This window comes from Pseudomonas sp. GW821-FHT01E10 (genome assembly GCF_059422365.1).
In genome coordinates, this window is sequence record NZ_JBWKWT010000011.1 from 106,690 (window position 1) to 124,723 (window position 18,034).

General features: G+C 60.8%; 15 protein-coding genes. 3 read left to right on the plus strand and 12 right to left on the minus strand.

Going from position 1 to position 18,034, the window contains the following annotated elements; all coding sequences use genetic code 11:
- Positions 1-24 precede the first annotated feature (24 nt).
- Positions 25-1,452: a mechanosensitive ion channel family protein gene (locus AC07V0_RS19745; RefSeq protein ID WP_086944972.1), complete on the plus strand. Its 1,428-nt coding sequence runs from the start codon at positions 25-27 to the stop codon at positions 1,450-1,452.
- Between the two features lie 64 nt (positions 1,453-1,516).
- Here AC07V0_RS19745 and ycaC read toward each other — a convergent pair whose 3' ends face one another.
- The 8 genes from ycaC to AC07V0_RS19785 all read right to left on the minus strand — a co-directional run bounded on the left by ycaC (position 1,517) and on the right by AC07V0_RS19785 (position 9,989).
- Positions 1,517-2,143, minus strand: coding sequence for an isochorismate family cysteine hydrolase YcaC (gene ycaC / locus AC07V0_RS19750; protein WP_028941293.1), 627 nt, complete (start codon positions 2,141-2,143; stop codon positions 1,517-1,519).
- Positions 2,144-2,210: 67 nt separating this feature from the next.
- A complete protein-coding gene (locus AC07V0_RS19755; protein WP_018925557.1) occupies positions 2,211-4,049 on the minus strand; it encodes an amidohydrolase in 1,839 nt (612 codons plus the stop codon).
- A gap of 45 nt (positions 4,050-4,094) precedes the next feature.
- Positions 4,095-4,721: an antibiotic biosynthesis monooxygenase gene (locus AC07V0_RS19760; protein ID WP_018925556.1), complete on the minus strand. Its 627-nt coding sequence runs from the start codon at positions 4,719-4,721 to the stop codon at positions 4,095-4,097.
- Complete coding sequence (locus AC07V0_RS19765) at positions 4,714-5,130, minus strand: DoxX family protein (RefSeq protein WP_064618759.1); 417 nt, start codon at positions 5,128-5,130, stop codon at positions 4,714-4,716. Before AC07V0_RS19765 ends, AC07V0_RS19760 begins: the two co-directional genes overlap by 8 nt.
- Positions 5,131-5,376: 246 nt before the next feature.
- Positions 5,377-5,745, minus strand: coding sequence for a DUF6124 family protein (locus AC07V0_RS19770; RefSeq protein WP_086944973.1), 369 nt, complete (start codon positions 5,743-5,745; stop codon positions 5,377-5,379).
- A 369-nt stretch (positions 5,746-6,114) separates the two neighbouring features.
- Positions 6,115-7,884, minus strand: a complete 1,770-nt coding sequence (locus tag AC07V0_RS19775) for a hypothetical protein (protein WP_173861171.1) — start codon at positions 7,882-7,884, stop codon at positions 6,115-6,117.
- A 138-nt stretch (positions 7,885-8,022) separates the two neighbouring features.
- Positions 8,023-8,946 (minus strand): LysR family transcriptional regulator, encoded by a 924-nt coding sequence (locus AC07V0_RS19780; RefSeq protein WP_018925552.1) that lies wholly within the window; start codon positions 8,944-8,946, stop codon positions 8,023-8,025.
- A 47-nt stretch (positions 8,947-8,993) separates the two neighbouring features.
- Positions 8,994-9,989: an MBL fold metallo-hydrolase gene (locus AC07V0_RS19785; protein WP_018925551.1), complete on the minus strand. Its 996-nt coding sequence runs from the start codon at positions 9,987-9,989 to the stop codon at positions 8,994-8,996.
- Between the two features lie 279 nt (positions 9,990-10,268).
- On the opposite strand from AC07V0_RS19785, the gene AC07V0_RS19790 reads away from it, so the two are divergent.
- A complete protein-coding gene (locus AC07V0_RS19790) occupies positions 10,269-10,733 on the plus strand; it encodes a helix-turn-helix domain-containing protein (RefSeq protein WP_086944974.1) in 465 nt (154 codons plus the stop codon).
- A gap of 22 nt (positions 10,734-10,755) precedes the next feature.
- Here AC07V0_RS19790 and AC07V0_RS19795 read toward each other — a convergent pair whose 3' ends face one another.
- Positions 10,756-11,580 (minus strand): alpha/beta fold hydrolase, encoded by an 825-nt coding sequence (locus tag AC07V0_RS19795; RefSeq protein WP_064618763.1) that lies wholly within the window; start codon positions 11,578-11,580, stop codon positions 10,756-10,758.
- 32 nt (positions 11,581-11,612) lie between these two features.
- Positions 11,613-12,188: a flavodoxin family protein gene (locus AC07V0_RS19800; RefSeq protein ID WP_018925548.1), complete on the minus strand. Its 576-nt coding sequence runs from the start codon at positions 12,186-12,188 to the stop codon at positions 11,613-11,615.
- A gap of 343 nt (positions 12,189-12,531) precedes the next feature.
- Between AC07V0_RS19800 and AC07V0_RS19805 the strand changes: the two genes are divergently transcribed.
- The gene (locus AC07V0_RS19805; protein WP_192351565.1) at positions 12,532-15,336 is read left to right on the plus strand and encodes an ATP-binding protein; all 2,805 of its coding nucleotides are present in this window, start codon (positions 12,532-12,534) and stop codon (positions 15,334-15,336) included.
- Here AC07V0_RS19805 and AC07V0_RS19810 read toward each other — a convergent pair.
- Together AC07V0_RS19810 and AC07V0_RS19815 are read right to left on the minus strand one after the other, a co-directional pair.
- Entirely contained in the window at positions 15,301-16,779 is a 1,479-nt protein-coding gene (locus AC07V0_RS19810; RefSeq protein ID WP_086944976.1) for an ATP-binding protein, read from the minus strand. The genes AC07V0_RS19805 and AC07V0_RS19810 overlap by 36 nt on opposite strands.
- Before the next feature lie 184 nt (positions 16,780-16,963).
- On the minus strand, positions 16,964-17,914 hold the full coding sequence (locus AC07V0_RS19815; RefSeq protein WP_018925545.1) for a GlxA family transcriptional regulator: 951 nt from the start codon (positions 17,912-17,914) through the stop codon (positions 16,964-16,966).
- Positions 17,915-18,034 lie beyond the last annotated feature (120 nt).

The window sequence follows — 18,034 nt, forward strand, 5'->3', positions numbered from 1 at the left end:
TTTGTGCCCGCTGGAGTGCAATCCATGAGCCTTTTCTCTGCCCACCTGTTGCCTTGGAGCGCCCTGCTGCTGGTGCTCGACGCCCTGCTCTGGCACCTCGTCCCGTTCAAGCATCGCGCGCCAAAGGTCGGTGTGCGGCTGGTGCTGTTTCTGGCGTTCAGCGCGCTGATTATCAACGCTGGCGTCAGCCCGTTGCAGACACCGTTGGTTGCCGATGACCCGGTGGCGCAACTCGGTGCAACGGCGCTGGGGATTATCTGGTGGTTGTACGCCGCACGAGTGCTCACCGAGGTGTTCGGTCTGGTGCTGATGCGTCGCATAGGTCACAGCGGCCGTTTGCTGCAGGACGTGATCGGTGCGCTGGTGTTTCTGGCCTCTATCGTCGCGGCCGCCGGTTATGTGCTCGATCTGCCGGTCAAGGGTCTGCTGGCGACTTCCGGCGTGTTCGCCATCGTGGTCGGTCTGGCGCTGCAAAGTACGTTGGCTGACGTGTTCTCCGGCATTGTGCTCAACACCACCAAACCCTATCAGGTGGACGACTTTGTGGTGATCGATGGCGTCGAAGGCAAAGTGCTGGACATTAACTGGCGCGCCACGCACCTGTTGAGCAGCGCCGGCACGATGGCCGTGGTGCCGAACTCGGTGGCGGCCAAGGCCAAGATCGTCAACCTCAGCCGCCCGAACAACCTGCACGGGGTGTCGATCAGCATCAAGGTGGCGAACCACATCCGCCCACGCCGGGTGCTCGACGCCCTCGACCGCACGCTGCAAGGCAGCAGCAGTCTGTTGCTCTCGCCCGCGCCAAAAGCGGTGCTCAAAGAGGCTGGCGAAGAGATGTCCGAATACGTGGCCAGCGGGTTCATCGCCGAACTGGGCAAAAAGAGCGACGTGCGCAATCAACTGTTCGACCTCGCCCATCGCCATCTGGAAGCGGCCGGCATCTCGCGACACCCCGACGGCGTGATCGAGCCCTCGACCCGCGCCCGCGCACTGCTCGATGAAGTGAAGATTTTCCGCTCGCTGAGCCATGAGGAACGCGACCGCCTCGCCGAATCGATGGTCGCGCAACAATACGCCGCCGGTGAGGTGGTGCTGGATCTGGCTGAAGTGCCGGACAGCCTGTTCGTGATCGCCACTGGCGTCGTCAGCGCCAGCGTGCCGGACGGCAATGGTTTCACCGAGGCCGGTCGCATGGGGCCAAGCGAAGTCATGGGCGAACAGAGCATCCTGGCCGATACGCCGTCGCAGGCAACGTTCACCGCGCTGACATCTTCGATCATCTACCGTCTGGACAAGAACCTGACCCGCCAGTGCATGGAACAACGCAGCGAAGTGGGCCGGGCGTTGAACAAGTTGCAGGCGGTGCGCCAGCAAAACAGTCGGCTGGCGTTGATGGCCAAACCGGTGCCGATCAGGAAAGGTGGGTTTCTGGGATGGTTGCAGAAGCGCTGATGCAGAGGACATTCGAGCAGTACAAAAAAATGCCCGCACATCGCGGGCATTTTTCTTCAATGCCTTACTTGGCAGTGAACTTGGTGTAGCTGTTGATCAGGTTGCGGTAGTTCGGCAGACGCTGGGACAACAGGTTGGCCAGGCCTTCCATGTCGTTGCGCCAGTCGCCTTGCAGCTCGCAGGCCACGGCGAACCAGTTCAGCAGGTGTGCACCCGCCGCCGACATGCGTGCCCACGCCGCTTGTTGCACGGTGGTGTTGAAGGTACCGGAAGAGTCGGTTACCACGAATACTTCAAAGCCTTCGGCAATGGCCGACAGGGTTGGGAACGCCACGCAGACGTCAGTCACCACGCCAGCGATGATCAGTTGCTTGCGACCGGTGGCCTTGATGGCTTTGACGAAGTCTTCGTTGTCCCAGGCGTTGATCTGGCCTGGACGCTGAATGAACGGCGCGTCCGGGAATTGCTCGCGCAGTTCAGGCACGATCGGGCCGTTCGGGCCTGCGTCGAAACTGGTGGTGAGGATGGTCGGCAGGTTGAAGAATTTGGCGATGTCGCCCAGGGCCAGCACGTTGTTCTTGAATTCGTTGGGCGAGAAATCCTGCACCAGAGAGATCAGGCCGGTCTGGTGATCGACCAGCAGCACAACGGCGTCATCTTTGTTCAGACGTTTGTAAGGAACGTTGCTCATGTGAAACTCCTCGGAGGGTGGTGAGTGAAGCGTCGACCACACATGGCCGACGCTTTTGTTGCAAGACTCAGAACGCGAAGCAGGAACAGCCGAAGGCGCCCCAGAAACCGGCGAAGTCACTCACCGGCACGTTCGACATACGGGCCTTCTCATGGCTGTGGGTATGCACGGCGCACGGGCCGCTGCACTGGTGCACCTGCGCCTGCATCGGCGCGTTCGGCCGCCAGTGTCCCGGAACCTTCGCCACCGGCGACCAGTCCGGCAGCACCGGCAGGCTGACAGGTCCGAGTTTTTCGAAGTCGCCGGCGGCGTACACCACCTTGCCGCCGACCACGGTCAATACCGACTCGATCCACTTGATCGCTTCTTCCTCGACGCTGAAGAAGTCCGCGCTCAGTGCTACCAGGTCCGCCAGTTGCCCGACCTTGATCTGGCCTTTCTTGCCTTGTTCCGACGAGAACCAGGCGCTGCCGTGGGTGAACAGTTCCAGTGCAGTGGTGCGCGGCAAACCTTCCTCATACAGCGCCAGACCACCGACGGTACGGCCGCTGACCATCCAGTACAGCGAGGTCCATGGATTGTAGCTGGACACTCGCGTGGCATCGGTGCCGGCGCCGACCGGTACACCCTCGGCCAGCATGCGCTTGATCGGTGGCGTAGATTCGGCAGCCTGCTTGCCGTAGCGGTCGACAAAATATTCACCCTGGAACGCCATGCGGTCCTGGATCGCAATGCCACCGCCCAGCGCCCTTACCCGCTCGATGTTCTGTGGGGTGATGGTTTCAGCGTGGTCGAAGAACCATGGCAGGCCGTTGAACGGAATGTCGCGGTTGACCTTCTCGAACACGTCGAGCATGCGGCTGATCGATTCGTTGTAAGTGGCGTGCAAACGGAACGGCCAGCGCTGTTCCACCAGGTGGCGAACCACCGGCTCCAGCTCCTGCTCCATGGTCTGCGGCAGGTCCGGACGCGGTTCGAGGAAGTCCTCGAAGTCCGCCGCCGAGAACACCAGCATCTCGCCGGCGCCGTTGTGCCGCAGGTAGTCGTCGCCCTGGTGCAACTTGACGCTGCCAGTCCAGTTCTGGAAATCGGTCAGCTCTTCTTTCGGCTTCTGGGTAAACAGGTTGTAGGCGATACGCACGGTCAGTTGATCATCTTTCGCCAACTGCTCGATCACCTGGTAATCGTCCGGGTAATTCTGGAAACCACCGCCGGCATCGATCGCGCTGGTCAGACCGAGGCGGTTGAGCTCACGCATGAACTGGCGGGTCGAGTTGACCTGATATTCCAGCGGCAGCTTCGGCCCCTTGGCCAGGGTCGAGTAGAGGATCATCGCGTTCGGCCTTGCGACCAACATGCCGGTCGGATTGCCGTTGGCATCACGCACGATTTCGCCACCCGGCGGGTTCGGCGTGTCGCGGGTGTAACCGGCAACCCGCAATGCAGCGCGGTTGAGCAAGGCGCGGTCGTACAAATGCAGCACGAACACCGGGGTGTCCGGCGCCGCCTGGTTGAGCTCTTCCAGGGTCGGCATGCGCTTCTCGGCAAACTGGAATTCGTTCCAGCCACCGACTACCCGTACCCATTGCGGCGTTGGTGTGCGGTCGGCTTGCTCCTTGAGCATGCGCAACGCATCAGCCAGGGACGGCACGCCTTCCCAGCGCAGTTCGAGGTTGTAGTTCAAACCGCCACGGATCAGGTGCAGGTGCGAGTCGTTGAGGCCAGGGATGACACAGCGACCCTTGAGGTCGATCACCTGGGTGCCCGAGCCGCGCAGGGCCATGGCTTCGGCGTCGGTGCCGACCGCGACGAAGCGGCCGCCCTTGATCGCCACGGCGCTGGCGAGGGGCTTTTCGCGGTCTACGGTATGAAATTGACCATTGAACAGAATCAGATCGGCGTTCATCGCAGTTCCTTCGTCATCAGTGAAATGAAGCAAAAAAGCGCCGGTTCAGCGCGGCGAATTTGCGTTGGATTCGAGGTGCTCCCGTGGCTGACTGGCCGTCAGCCACGGCGCAAACAAGCGAGTCGCGGCCGGCATGCACACGTACACCACCGACACCACGATGGTCAGGGTGATCAGGAACGTGGCGACCAGGTAGTTGGAGAGAAAAGCGTTGAGTTTGAGCAGCGGCCCCCAGAGCAGCGGCACCAGCAAGGTGTGCGGCAGAATCACCAGCAACGACACCACGGCCTGCTTCCAGCGCGGTGGCGGTGAGGCGGCATCGGCCAGCGGCGCGAACCAGAATTCGTTGACCGGGTTGACCTCGGTCTGGTCGCCGTCGGCCAGCATCGGCGCGGCTTCATCGATCAACGACTGACGTTGCGGCGAATCGAGCCAGTGCTGCATGGCCTCGGTGGAGCAAAAGCGCAGCACGCAGGTGAACATGTCCAGGCCCGCGTTCTTGCCGCGGATCACGTCCACGCCCAGATGCCCTTCCGTGCGCCCCGCTACGCTGACGATGTTGCGCAGCCAGGCTTCATAGGCTGCTTCGAAACCGGCCTTGACCCGGTGCTTGACGATCAGCGTCACGATCTCATCGGACCCCGGCGCTTTTTGAGTTTGGGCTTCAGACATAACGGAGCACTCCGGGCAAACGAACATTGAGCGCCAGCCGTCCAGGCCCGGCGATAAACACAGAGGTGAAGATGATCAACAACAGCCAGCCGAACTGCCCTTCGGCCACACTCCATTGCGGGTGCACGACCAGCAGCGCCACCAGCAGCACAAACAGAATAGGCAAGCACGCCAGACGCGCCAGAACACCAGCGACAATCAGCAGCGGGCACAGCACTTCGGCGAAAATCGCCAGGCTGAGGGTGAGGTGGGCACCGAGGTGGAACGGGTCTTCGATCAGTTGCAGTTGCGCACTGAAGTCCAGCAGCTTGGGCAAGCCGTGAACCCACAGCAGAAACAGACCACCGCTGACCCGCAGAAACAGCAGCCCGACATCCCGCGCCTGTTCATCCCTTTGCGAAGCGTTCATGACTCACCCCTGTTCAATCATTGGATTGAATAGTGCCGCCAAGGGGTAGGGAAAAATTGAATGTACGTGCTCTCTTTGTACCGCGGGAATTGTGGCGAGGGAGCTTGCTCCCGCTGGGCTGCGAAGCAGCCCCAAAACCATTCGACCCAATTGCATCAGGTAGACCGCATGTACAGGGTTTACGACTGCTGCGCAGCCGAGCGGGAGCCAGCTCCCTCGCCACAGGGGTCAGCGTTTGACCTCAGGTCATAGGGCCGGGTTGGCCTTCAGCTCCAGACTGTCCAGCGCCCGACTCACCGCCAACTCGCCGAACATGATGAGCTGCGCGACGCCCAGTATCGTATTGCGCTGCGGCCCCTCCAGAAATCCGGCGCAGTCACTGGCGATCACCTTGGCCGAGGCAAAGGACTCGCAGGCATTGGTCAGCAGCTCTTCGATGTTGATGTCCGGGGCGACGGTGTAAATCGTGCTCGGTTTGCGTGGGGACTTGGTGTCAGACGGTTTGAGGTAGTGATCGAGGGCGCGTTCGGCGGCTTCGTTGAGTTTTTTGGGATCGAGGGGATCGTAGGGGGAAACGTCATCGGTTGCTGGCGGATTAGGTGTGGCTTTGAACATGGTGAATCTCCGTTATACCTGATGGAACCACCAGTACCTGTCGCTAAACAAGTAAGGGTGGCGGCTGTACGCAGGTTAGCGAACCGAGAGGTATAAGACCCGGCAGACCCGAGGGCCTCCCGCGCACAGCCACCATATCGAAACTGCAGACATGGAATGCCTGCAATATGACGGAGCGTTGTTGCGCTTATACCTGTTCAGGTCGCTAAACCCGATCGCTGATTGGCAGCGATACGGAAACGATAAAGACCAGGCCCAAAGCGCACAAGCCGGCGGATTCTGGCGCAGTCGTAGGCAACGGCGCAAGGATCTGTAGCTTTCATCAAGTAACGATAAACGCCGTTAAACACACCTCCCGCCAGCCCTTCTTCAAGGAATGGCCCGAATGGTGTACTGACGTGCGGCGAAGACCACCGCCGTCGCCGGATTCGGGACCTGATCCAAATTGACCCTGAAGTGAATGGACAACAGGCTGCCTTCCGCCAGATCCTTCAAATAACTGTACAAAACGGTAACGCTGTAGCGGCCGTTCAACACCCAACTTCGATGGACTGCGAAGTTGGGGCCCGTCCACATGGTGAGATTGTGGCTGCCCCCACTGGCGTTCTGGCCCTCAAAATCCAGCCAGATCGGCTGACCGGAGGCAATAAGCGGCCAACCGCCAAACAGGAGCGTTGCCCCGGCTTGCACATTGGCCAGATTCAGCACCGTCGTACCGTTCGCCTGGGTGATTACCGGAGGGACGAACCAGTTTGCCGGAATAGTCCCGATGTTCAGGACAAGCGGCCGTGAAACCACCGGGAGTGCTGTTCCGCGATCATATTCGAAGCTCACCGTCACCCGTTTGCCCAAGCTGAAAGCCAACAGCGAAACGGGCAGCTGGATTATCCTGGGTCGGATGGTAGTGCCGGCCTGAACGGTATTGGTGGTGTGTGAGCCCGCAGCGGGTGTTCCTGGCGCAGCAGTCCAGATGACCCTGATCCTGTCATCGGCCTGCATGTTGTAATCCAGGACAGCCGTCAGCCTCGTCAATGCCGCAATAGGATCCAGATTGCCGTTATCAGGCGCCTCTGCAATCGTCAGCTCCAGGTTTTGCAGCACAACGTTGATTGTCCATGGGCTGGACGCCCCTCCACTGCCATCCGCCAGCTTAACCGTGAAAACGTGCAAGCCGCCCGTCAATACAGCCACCTTATACGTCCAGGCGCTACCAACAGCTATGACCGTGCCTTGGGGGGTTGGCCCATCAAAAATTTCCACTTCACCGCCAGCCCCGGCACTGCCGCTTAACGTAACGCTAGTGTGAGGGGTGTCTGCGCCATCGGCGATGTCCTGGCCGTCGGGACCGGTGACCGACAAGATCGCGGGCGGGGTCGCTGCGTTTGTCAGGACGATATAGTTTCGATGGGCAAACGGCTGGGCAAGGGACTCATCCGGGCTCCCTTGCAGCCCCACCATCAACTTCAGGGTCAGTACGCTGCGGTCCTTGAGCCCTTGCAAGGCATTGGCGGAGTGGCTTCGCTCGTAAAAACCGAAACGGATGAATTCGTCAGTGATGACATTGCTCGGCGCACTCCAGTACCTCATACGGAAATCGCTGCCGTCGGCGTTCTTGCCCTCAAGCCACAACCAAAGGAATTGACCCCGAGCGCTCAAGGGCCACGCGTTGATACGCAGGGTAATGTCGGTCAGGCCATTGATGTCCAGTATCGGACCTTCCCCGGACTGTTCTGCCTGGGTGATGAAGGGACGAGGCAAATCGCGTTGCGCCAGAGGCAGCACGTACACGACCTGTGGCTCTGAAGTCACGGGTGCAGCGGTGCCGCGAATGATGGTGTAAGTCACCGTCACCGTCTGGCTCAGATTGAAGAGTACTAGCGAAACCGGGATTCGAATCACCAGCGGCCGAGTGTTACCGGCGTTGATGAAAGCCGTAGTGAGAGAGCCGTTTGCTCCGGAGCCCGGTGCACCTGTCCAGGCCACACTCACCTGGTCGGTGGGCTGCAACGTCGGATCGGTCACCTCGATCGTGAGGGTATTCCTCACGTCCACCGGATTGAGGAGGGACTGATTGGCGCTTTCCTGGATGACAGGAGGCGGTGGGCTGCCGGCGTTCACTGTGGCGGTAGCGATGTTCATTGTTCTGTCCCTGTGCATGATCGATCCGGCCCCCGAAAGAGCATTGAATGAATCACACACCGACGCGCGGGCACGCGCTACTGTCAGAACTTATAGGTGTGCGGCTGTTTCGGACGAACGGCGCGGCGCGGTTTCGCCTTACACAGCCGGAATATCCAGCGAGGCCGACATGAACTGGCTGATCCGCGACCGCAGCCATTTCTCGGCAGGATCGTTGTCATGCACCCCGCTCCAGGCCATCGACAGTTGCGCCGCGTCGATGGGGAACGGCGGATCTTCAGCCCGCAACGCACAGCCTTCCACCAACGCGCACGCGGCATAGTCCGGGACAGTGGCAATCATTTCCGTGCCAGCGAGCAACGCGCGCAAACCACTGAATTGCGGTACGCCGAGCACCACGCGGCGGGTGCGGCCGACCTTGGCCAAATCGACGTCGATGTTGCCGCTCAAGTCGCCGGAGAACGACACCATCGCATGGGGTCGTGTGCAGTAATCGTCGAGGGTCAGCGGCTCCGGGCGGTCATCGCCGCGCAGGACTTTGCAGGGAATGTCGCGCAGTTTTTTGCGTTTGGCATTGGCCGGCAGATCCGTGGTGTAACTCACCCCCACCGAGATTTCCCCCGACGCCAGCAACGTCGGCATCAACAGATAATTGGCACGGCGTACCACAACCACGATCCCCGGTGCCTCTTCCTGCAACTGGCGCAGCAACGGCGGAAACAGCCCGAACTCGGCGTCGTCCGACAGCCCGATACGAAACACATCGCAGCTGCTGGCCGGGTCGAATTCCTTGGCCCGGCTGACCGCCCCCGAGATGGTGTCCATCGCTGGTTGCAGCTCCTTGAGAATCGCCAGCGCCCGCGCCGTCGGCTCCATGCCGCGACCGTTGCGCAGCAACAACGGATCGTCGAACAAATCACGCAACCGGCCCAGTGCCGCGCTCACCGCCGGTTGGCCCATGAACAGTTTTTCGGCGACGCGGGTCAGGTTCTTTTCGAACATCAGCGCTTCGAAAATCACCAGCAGGTTCATGTCGACACGGCGCAGATCGTTACGGTTCATGGGCACGGTTCCCTTTTGTGTTCAGCCAGGCGCAAGTGTGTCGGACTTTACTCGATCATCGGCACTTTCGCCGCTCGTTTGTAAGGCCCGTACTCGATCGGTACCCACTGGAAATGCTTGTCCACCGCGGTGATATGGCCGACACCCGGAAACGGCAAATGCGCCGCCGTGACCCAGATCTTGCTGGCCGCCGCATCGCTGAACACCTTGGCGCGGCTCTTGATCGCCTGCTGATTGTCGACGTCGAAACGAATTGACACCTCAGGATGCTCGAACTGCACCGCCAGGTTATGCACCAGATCGCCCATGAACAGAATGCTCTGACCTTGGGAGTTGAACCGATACGTGGTACTGCCCGGTGTGTGCCCGGCCTCCAGCTCGGCATCGACAACGCCCGGCACTGGCGACTGCCCGGCAGTAAAGGTTTTGAAACGGCCCGCCGCGATATACGGCGCGGTTGAGTCCTGGGCGATCTTGAAGAATTCCCTGGCACCGGCCGGTGCCTTGGCCATGGCCTGGGGATCAAGCCAGTAATCGGCTTCTGCCTTGGCCGCGTACACCGTTGCGTTGGCGAACACGGGCTTTTGCTGCCCATCCACCAACCCGCACACATGATCCAGATGCAGGTGAGTGAGCAGGATGGTATCGACCTGTTCCGGCTGGTAACCGGCGGCTTTCATGTTCGCCGACAGTTGGCCCGCCGTGGCACCGATGCACTGCCCTGCTCCGGTATCCACCAGAATCAATTGTTTGCCGGTATTCACCAGAAACGCATTGAACGCGGTTTGCACCCCCGGCGTTTCAATCGAACGACGAGCCAGCAACGCGCGGATCTGGTCTTGGGTCAGCCCCTCGAGCAGTTTGGGCGACAGGTCGTTGTAGCCATCGAACAACGCCGTCACCTCGTAGTCGCCCACCGCGAGCCGGTAATAACCGGGCACCTGAGTGTTCACCTGAGCCGGTGCCTGGGCCAGGCTGATGCCAGACATCAGCGCCAATGCCAGGCCAAGTCCGCCAAGTGTGCAAACGCGGGATTGCTTCATGAGATCACCCTTGATCGAGCCAGAAAAAGCGGCCCAGTCCAGGCCGCTACACGTCGCCCATCTTGCATGACCGTGCATCGGCGCGAATTGCAGTGATGTGCTCAGTTGGCGCATTTTCACCCTTAAGCCTGACTGCGGAATTAACAACGTTTAACTCGCAAGCCAAAGTCCTCGCGGCCAAGAATGAAGCCTTCTGCGCAGACTTGTTTTTCAGACAAGGGAACGTGCTGACCCACCGTGCAGTGCATCCGCGCGCGCCCATCGACACGGACATTGGCCATGGCTCTCATTCAGCAAAACGCGATCAAGGCGTGTGCCATTGAAACGCAAAAAAAAACCACGGGGGGCCTTAGCCCCTGGCGCGAAACTCTGGTCAAGCAACTGATCCTCGACCACCTCGACGACACCCTGGAAGTGACCGAACTGGCACGGGTCTGTGCCCTGTCGCGCAGTCATTTTTCCCGTGCGTTCAAATGCAGCACCGGTGTTTCGCCGCAGGACTGGATCCGACAGCAACGCATTGCCCGAGCCAAACAATTGATCCAGAACACCGACCTGACCCTGACGCAAATCAGCCTGGAATGTGGCTTCTGCGACCAGGCGCATTTCTCCCATATCTTCACCCGCAGCGAAGGCATCACACCGTTTGCCTGGCGCTGCCGTGCCATGCGTACTCTTCCCTCTCACAACAGCAAAAGATCGCAGCCTTCGCCAGCGCCTACAGGTGCTCACATGTCCCTGTAGGCGCCGGCGCCTTTGATTTTGATCAGCCCTTGATGAACGCCAGCAGATCTTCGTTGAGTTGATCCTTGTGGGTATCGGTCAGGCCGTGTGGAGCTCCCGGATAGACTTTCAATGTGGAGCCCTTGACCAGTTTTGCCGAGGCGATGCCCGAGGCTTCAATCGGCACCACCTGATCGTCGTCGCCATGCACCACGAGGGTCGGCACGTCGAACTTCTTCAGGTCTTCGGTGAAGTCGGTTTCAGAGAACGCCTTGATGCAGTCGTACGCATTCTTGTGGCCGGAAGCCATGCCCTGCAGCCAGAACCAGTCGATCATGCCTTGCGAAGGTTTGGCACCCGGCCGGTTGAAACCGAAGAACGGACCGCTGGCCAGATCCTTGTACAACTGCGAACGGTCGACCAAAGACGCCTGACGAATACCGTCGAACACTTCCATCGGCAGGCCGCCCGGGTTGGCCTCGGTCTTGAGCATCTGCGGCGGCACCGATGAAATCAGCCCGGCCTTGGCCACGCGTCCAGTACCGTAGCGACCGATGTAGCGCGCCACTTCGCCACCGCCAGTGGAGAAACCGAACAACACAGCGTTTTGCAGATCCAGATGCTCGATCAACTGCGCCAGGTCATCGGCGTAAGTATCCATTTCGTTGCCGAACCATGGCTGGCTCGAACGACCGTGACCACGGCGGTCATGGGCGATGACCCGGTAGCCTTTGGAGGCCAGGAAGATCATCTGCGACTCCCAACTGTCGGCGTTTAACGGCCAACCGTGGCTGAAGACGATCGGCTGACCGGTGCCCCAGTCCTTGTAGTAAATCTCGGTGCCGTCTCGGGTAGTAAAGGTGCTCATTACGACTCTCCTGATGCATGGGTTTACGACGATTAACAAGAGGTTTGAGCCAGGCGTTCGGCCAGGCGCGCCACCCGCTCGCCCAAATGTGCGGCGGTGCGGCGGTCTTCCAGGGGCGGAGCAAATTCGGGGGATTGCTCGACGTTCGATTGGGCCATCGCCCCCAGCGAACTGCCGAGCCGGTTCAACTGCCCGTCGAACAGGCCGAGGCTGCTGCGCGCCGGCAGCAGGTCGAGGCCGACCCAGATCATCGAGTGCTGGGCGGCGAACACCGCCATCTGCAGCAAGGTATTGAGCTTGTCGCCACACAGGCATCCGGAGTTGGTAAACCCGGCAGCGAGCTTGTCGCGCCAGGGCTGGGCCAGGTAGAACGAGGCGGTGGCCTCCATGAAACCCTTGAAGGCTGCCGAGGCGCTGCCCATGTAGGTGGGGGCGCCGAAGATGATTGCATCGGCACGGTGCAAGCGCTCCCAGTGATCGTCCACTTCCTCCACCGGAATCAGCCGACAGGTGCTGCCCAAGTGTCGTTCCACCCCCAGGCCCACGGCTTCGGCCATGACCCGGGTGTGCCCGTAACCACTGTGATAGACCACCACCACGTTGCTCATTCCGGCTCCTCCAGAAGTGTTCGTCCTTTTTGCGGCACGCTTTTTGTTGCACTTTCTGTTGCAAAAAGGCCGATACCTTCGGCTACTTGAAGAAATGGATTTTTGAGCGTAGACCGGATCGGTACGAGTTAAACGTTGTTAATTTTCTGCCGTACACCCATGGCCACGGCGTGCCGTTCACCAGCGCCGAGTCCAATAAATACGGGGCCGCCGGGCACCGACGGCAAGGCCACAGCCGTTGCACCTGCTGCCGAGATGTATGACGCCACGTTGCGCTACCGAAAAAACCTTAGGAATATGCCTGGATACCGCGCGATAGACGGATGCAAGCAGGAGTGACCCGTTGACCCTTACCCCCGAACAGGCCATCCATTTCGGCCCCTACCGGATCTACCCTGGCCAACGCCTGGTGATGGAGGCCGACCAGCCCCTGCGCCTGGGCAGGCAAGCCATGGACATTCTGTTGATGTTGCTGGAGCACGCAGGCCAGGTGGTGAGCAAGCAGCAACTGATCGCGCGGGTCTGGCCCAAAAGCGTAGTGGAAGACACCAACCTGCGCGTGCACATGGCGGCACTGCGCAAAGCCCTCGGTGACGGTCAGGCCGGCCAGCGTTACATCGTCACCGTCGCCCAGCGCGGCTACAGTTTTGTCGCGCCGTTTTCCCTGGAGTCCATCGAACAACATCCCCAAAACGACGCCAATGAACCGGGCGGCCATAACCTGCCGGTGCGCCGGACTCGCATGATCGGCCGTCAGGCCCTGGTCGACAGACTGCTGGCGCAACTCTCACAGCAACGTTTCATCACCCTCGTGGGCCCCGGCGGGATCGGCAAGACGACCGTGGCGCTGCGCGTCGCCGAGCAACTGATCGGTCGCTATCGAGACGGCATTCGCCTGGTGGACCTGGCACCGATCAACTGCCCTTTGATGATCGGCGCGCACCTGGCGACAGCGCTGGGCTTGCCGTTGCATGACGCCGACCCCATGAACGGGCTCGCCACATGCTTGCGCGAACGGCAGATGCTGCTGGTCATCGACAACTGCGAACACCTGATCGATGCCATTGCGTTGCTCAGCGAAAGCATCCTGCGCGCGGCACCCCAAGTGCACATTCTGGCTACCAGTCGCGAAAGCCTGCGGGCCGAAGGCGAATACGTGCAGCGCCTGGAATCACTGGACTGCCCGCCGCCCATCGCCCTGCTCGACCGCGCTCAGGCCCTGACGTTTTCGGCGCTGCAATTGTTTGTCGAGCGGGCGATGGCCAGCCACGACAGCTTCGAACTGAGCGAAGCCGACCTGCCGCTGGCGATTGAAATCTGCCGACGTCTGGACGGCATTCCGTTGGCGATCGAACTGGCGGCGGCGCAAGTTGGCAACCTGGGTTTGAGCGGCTTGCTGTCGCAACTGCAAGACAGCTTTCGCCTGCTCGCCCAAGGCTGCCCGACCACCATGGGCCGCCATCAGACCCTTCGCGCCACGCTGGACTGGAGCTTCGAACTGCTCAATGCCTGCGAGCAGACGTGCCTGCGCCGACTGGGGATATTCCGGGGCGCTTTTACCCTGGAATCGGCGGCTGCCGTGATTGTCGGCCAGTACGTCGAGCCCGATGTGGTGTTTGCCTCGATTACCCAATTGGTGGCCAAGTCATTGCTGAACGTGGAAGTCGGCGATGAAGAAGTGTTCTACCGTCTGCTCGACACCACGCGTGGCTATGCGCTGGAAAAACTCGACCAGGCCCAAGAGCTGGCGGACACCCGAGAGCGCCACGCCGAATGCTGCCTGGCCTTGATGCAGCAGGCGCAAAGTGAATGGGAACACACCCAGAGCGAGCGCTGGACCGAGCGTTACGCCCGCAGCCTGGACGACATTCGTGCAGTCCTGGATTGGGGCTTGAACGCTCAAGGGCCGCAGGCCTTGGCCATCCGTCTCGCCGCGACCTCGGCACCGCTCTGGCAAGAGCTGTCGCTGCTCAAGGAATACGGCGCGTACGTGCGCAAAGCCCTGGCGTTGCTCGAAACGACGCACCAGCCCTGTCCGCGTTTGACCATGAACCTCAAGCTTGCCCTCGGCAGTTCCTGCTACCACACCCAGGGCAATAGCACCGAAGCCGTCGAAGCCTTCGTCAGCGCCAAACACCTGGCCGAACACTGCAACGATATGGCCGGTCAGCTCAAAGCGATTTCCGGGCACCTGGCGGTTGATCTCAGTTGCGGCAACTACCAACTGGCCCTGGAGCAGAGCCGCCAATTCGAGCGGTTGAGGCCGCACGACGACGCGATGACGGCCCTCAGCACCCAACGCTTGCGGGTCCTGGCCCTGCATTTTGCCGGGGATCAGGCACTGGCGCGGGAGAATGCCGAACAGGTCATTCAACGTCTGGCCCAGAGCGGCCAGCTCAACCGCTTCACCCATGGCTTTGGCGTGCAATACGACCAGAGCGTGGCGGCCCTGACGATTCTGGCGCGCATTCTCTGGCTGCAAGGGCTCCCGGAAAAAGCCTGGCATACCGCACGACAGGCGCTCGACATCGCGATGCAAATCAATCATGGCACGTCCATCTGCTACACCCTGGCGCTGTCCGGTTGCCTGATCGCCCACTACAACGGCAACACGCCGGTCGCCCGCGAGCTCCTGGCCTTGCTGCTTGAGCAGGCGAAGAAACACTCGGTGTTGCTGTTCTACACCTGGGCCAAACATTACGCGCAGGTGATCGACGGAACTGATGCGCCCTCATCCCCGCGAACGGACACCGGGTTGGTCAAGGAAATCATGGTCACTCTGGGCAGCCGTTTCATCGATGATGCGTTGCTGGAGCGGGCCGAAAACGGCGCGGCGGGCTGGAGCACGGCAGAAATTCTGCGGGCTCGGGCCGACGCGTTACTGGCGCAGGATTGCCCGAGCAGTGCTGACGCGGCCGAGGCGGTGCTGCTCAAGGCTTTAGCCGTGGCAAAAAACCAGGGAGCGCTGGCCTGGGAACTGCGCAGTGCGACATCGCTGGCCCAGTTGTGGCAGCGTCAGGGCCACTTCCGGCAAGCCCATGAGCTGCTGGCGCCGATTTACCAGCGCTTCACCGAAGGCTTCGCCACACCGGACCTGATCAAAGTCCGGCGGTTACTCGACGAGTTGCAGCACGACCTGCCCGACTGATGTCCCGTGGGCCCGGCTGATGTAGCGCTCATAACGCAGTTCGAAGGCACGCAAGTAACCGCTGTTTTCGAGTTTCTCCAGGGCGTAGGTGCGCGTGGTATTGAGGAAACGGTAGCGCGTCACGCCGCTGCCCTGCTCCACCGACAGCAGCGATTTATTCGCCAGACTCTCCACCACGTTAACCAGGCTTGCGGGCAGTAACATCGCGCCACTGACCACGCCAATCGCTGCGTCCAGGGAGAACGCCATCTTGAACACCGCCAGCCGCTGCAACACGATCTGTTCCAACGGGCTCAGCCGTTCATAGCTCCAGTCCAGTGCGGCTTTGAGATTCTGATGCCGTGGCACGGCGGTGCGTCGACCTTGGCTCAACAGCTGAAAACAGTTGCCCAGTTGCGCTTGCAACCCCACCAGCGCCAATGCATCGATCTGCGCCGCCGCCAGCTCAATGGCCAGGGGCAAGCCATCCAGCCGACGACAGATTTCACGCACAGCCTTCAGATCCTGTTGACGCAAGGCAAACCCTTGCTGACGGGCTCGGGCGCGGCTGACCAACAGCTGCACCGCTGAATACCCCATGGCCTCGTCCACGCTATAAATCACCGAGGCTGGCGGCACCGTCAGGGGCGGTAACCGCAGCAGCGTTTCCCCCGCTGCTCGCAGCGGTTCGCGACTGGTGGCGAGGATCGACAGTCGAGGTGCCGAGGCCAACAGATCGTCCACCACTGTCCTGCAACGTTCGAGCAGGTGTTCGCAGTTGTCGAGCACCACCAAGGCATGCCGTTGCGCCAACGCCTTTGCGCCAATGTCCAGTTCCAGCGTGCGCGACAGATGATCGACAAGCTGCGACGGGTCATCGATGGCCGCCAGGTCAACCATCCAGACACCATCCCGATAGTGCTGCAACAGCAACTCGGCCACGCGCAACGCCACGGTGGTCTTGCCGATACCAGCAGGGCCGATCAGGGTCATGAAGCGTCGAACCGGCAACTGCCGAACCACGCTGCCGACGATCGAGTCGCGACCGGTCACCGGTGTGAGCCGCGCAGGCAAGTTGTGTTGAGGCTTGTGCACGGTTTCGACCAGCACCGGCGTGCCCGCCCGATCGTGCTGCACCGGGGCGATGAAGCTATAACCGCGCTGGGGAATATTAACGATATAAGGCTGCCCGTTCGGCCCATCGCCGAGCGCTCGACGCAGGGCGGCGATGTGGACGCGTAAGTTGATTTCCTCGACCACCGAGGTCGGCCATACGTGGGCAATCAGCGCCTCTTTGCTGACCACCGCACCAGCGTGCTCAACCAGCACCTGCAAAATGTCCAGGGCTCGCCCGCCCATGCGCAGCGGCCGATTACCGTCCAGGATCAACCGCTGATGCAAGTGGAATGCGTAGGGCCCGAACCGCAGCACCGTGTCACTGTTTATCTCTCTGAGGTTGTTCATGCACGTTCATATGCTGAAAACCTGGCTCGGCTCAAGGAACTGCAAGCTCCATCGATCCCGCCCATCCAGGCTCCGCACCTCCCAAAAAAGAGTTCACGGGTATCTTGGCAGGCATGGTTGACGGTACAACGGCCATGGGAGGAGCGTCACGGTCATCGCGGTGCGCACGACGGACAACAGCGCGTTAACTGAACTGCTCGCGGTACTGGGTGGGGGTCAGGCCGAGCTTTTCACTGAAAAGAAATCGCATGTGCCGCACGCTGCCGAAGCCACTTTTATAGGCTACGGTCTTGAGCGGCAGCTCGCTGGTTTCCAACAGATTCCTGGCGTGATCGATGCGCGCGCTTTGCAGAAACTCCATCGGCGTCATATTCACTTCCCGGGTGAAAACCCTGGCGAAGTGCCGCGCACTCATGTTCACCAGACTGGCCATACGCTCGATACCGAACGCTTCGTCGAGGTGTTCGAGCACATGGTTCTGAACCCGGGTGACTGGCGTTTCCTGGGGGCCCACCGCGGCCATCAACGGACTGAACTGCGCCTGCCCGCCTTGGCGCTTCATCACCACCAGCAGCACTTTGGCCACATCCTGGGCGACTTTCTTGCCGTGGTCCTGGGCAACCACCGCCAGCGCCAGGTCGATACCGGCGGTGACACCGCCGGAAGTGATGAGGTTGCGGTCCTGCACGAAAATCTGATCGGTCTCGACGACAGCCTTGGGGAAGCCTTTGATCAGTCGTTCGGTGTAATGCCAGTGAGTGGTCACGCGAAAGCCGTCCAGCAATCCGGCATGCCCGAGCACGAACGCGCCGGTGCAGATCGACCCGTATCGGTCAGCACGGCTGATGGCTCCCCGAAGCCAGTCGAGCAGCGGCGGATACTTTTCGTTGTAGGCCCCCGGCCCGCCTGGCACCAGCAACAGGTCATAGTGCTCGTTAGCCTGATCGATGTGCAGATCCGCCAGTACGCTCACGCCGTTGGAGGCCCGCAATGCGCCCTGCACGGTGCCGATGGTCAACAGCTCGTATCGGTCCGCCGGTTGCAGATAACGATTGGCGATGGAAAACACTTCCATGGGGCCGGCCATGTCGAGCAGGAGAAAGTCTGGGAACAACACCATTGCCACGGTTTTCATGGGTTCAAGGTCACTAATAGAGAACTGTTCAATACCATTGCGCCGCCCACGGGTCTGGCGCCCGACATTATGGCCACATGTAACAACAAGCATACATGAACCCGTTCACACAACTGTCAA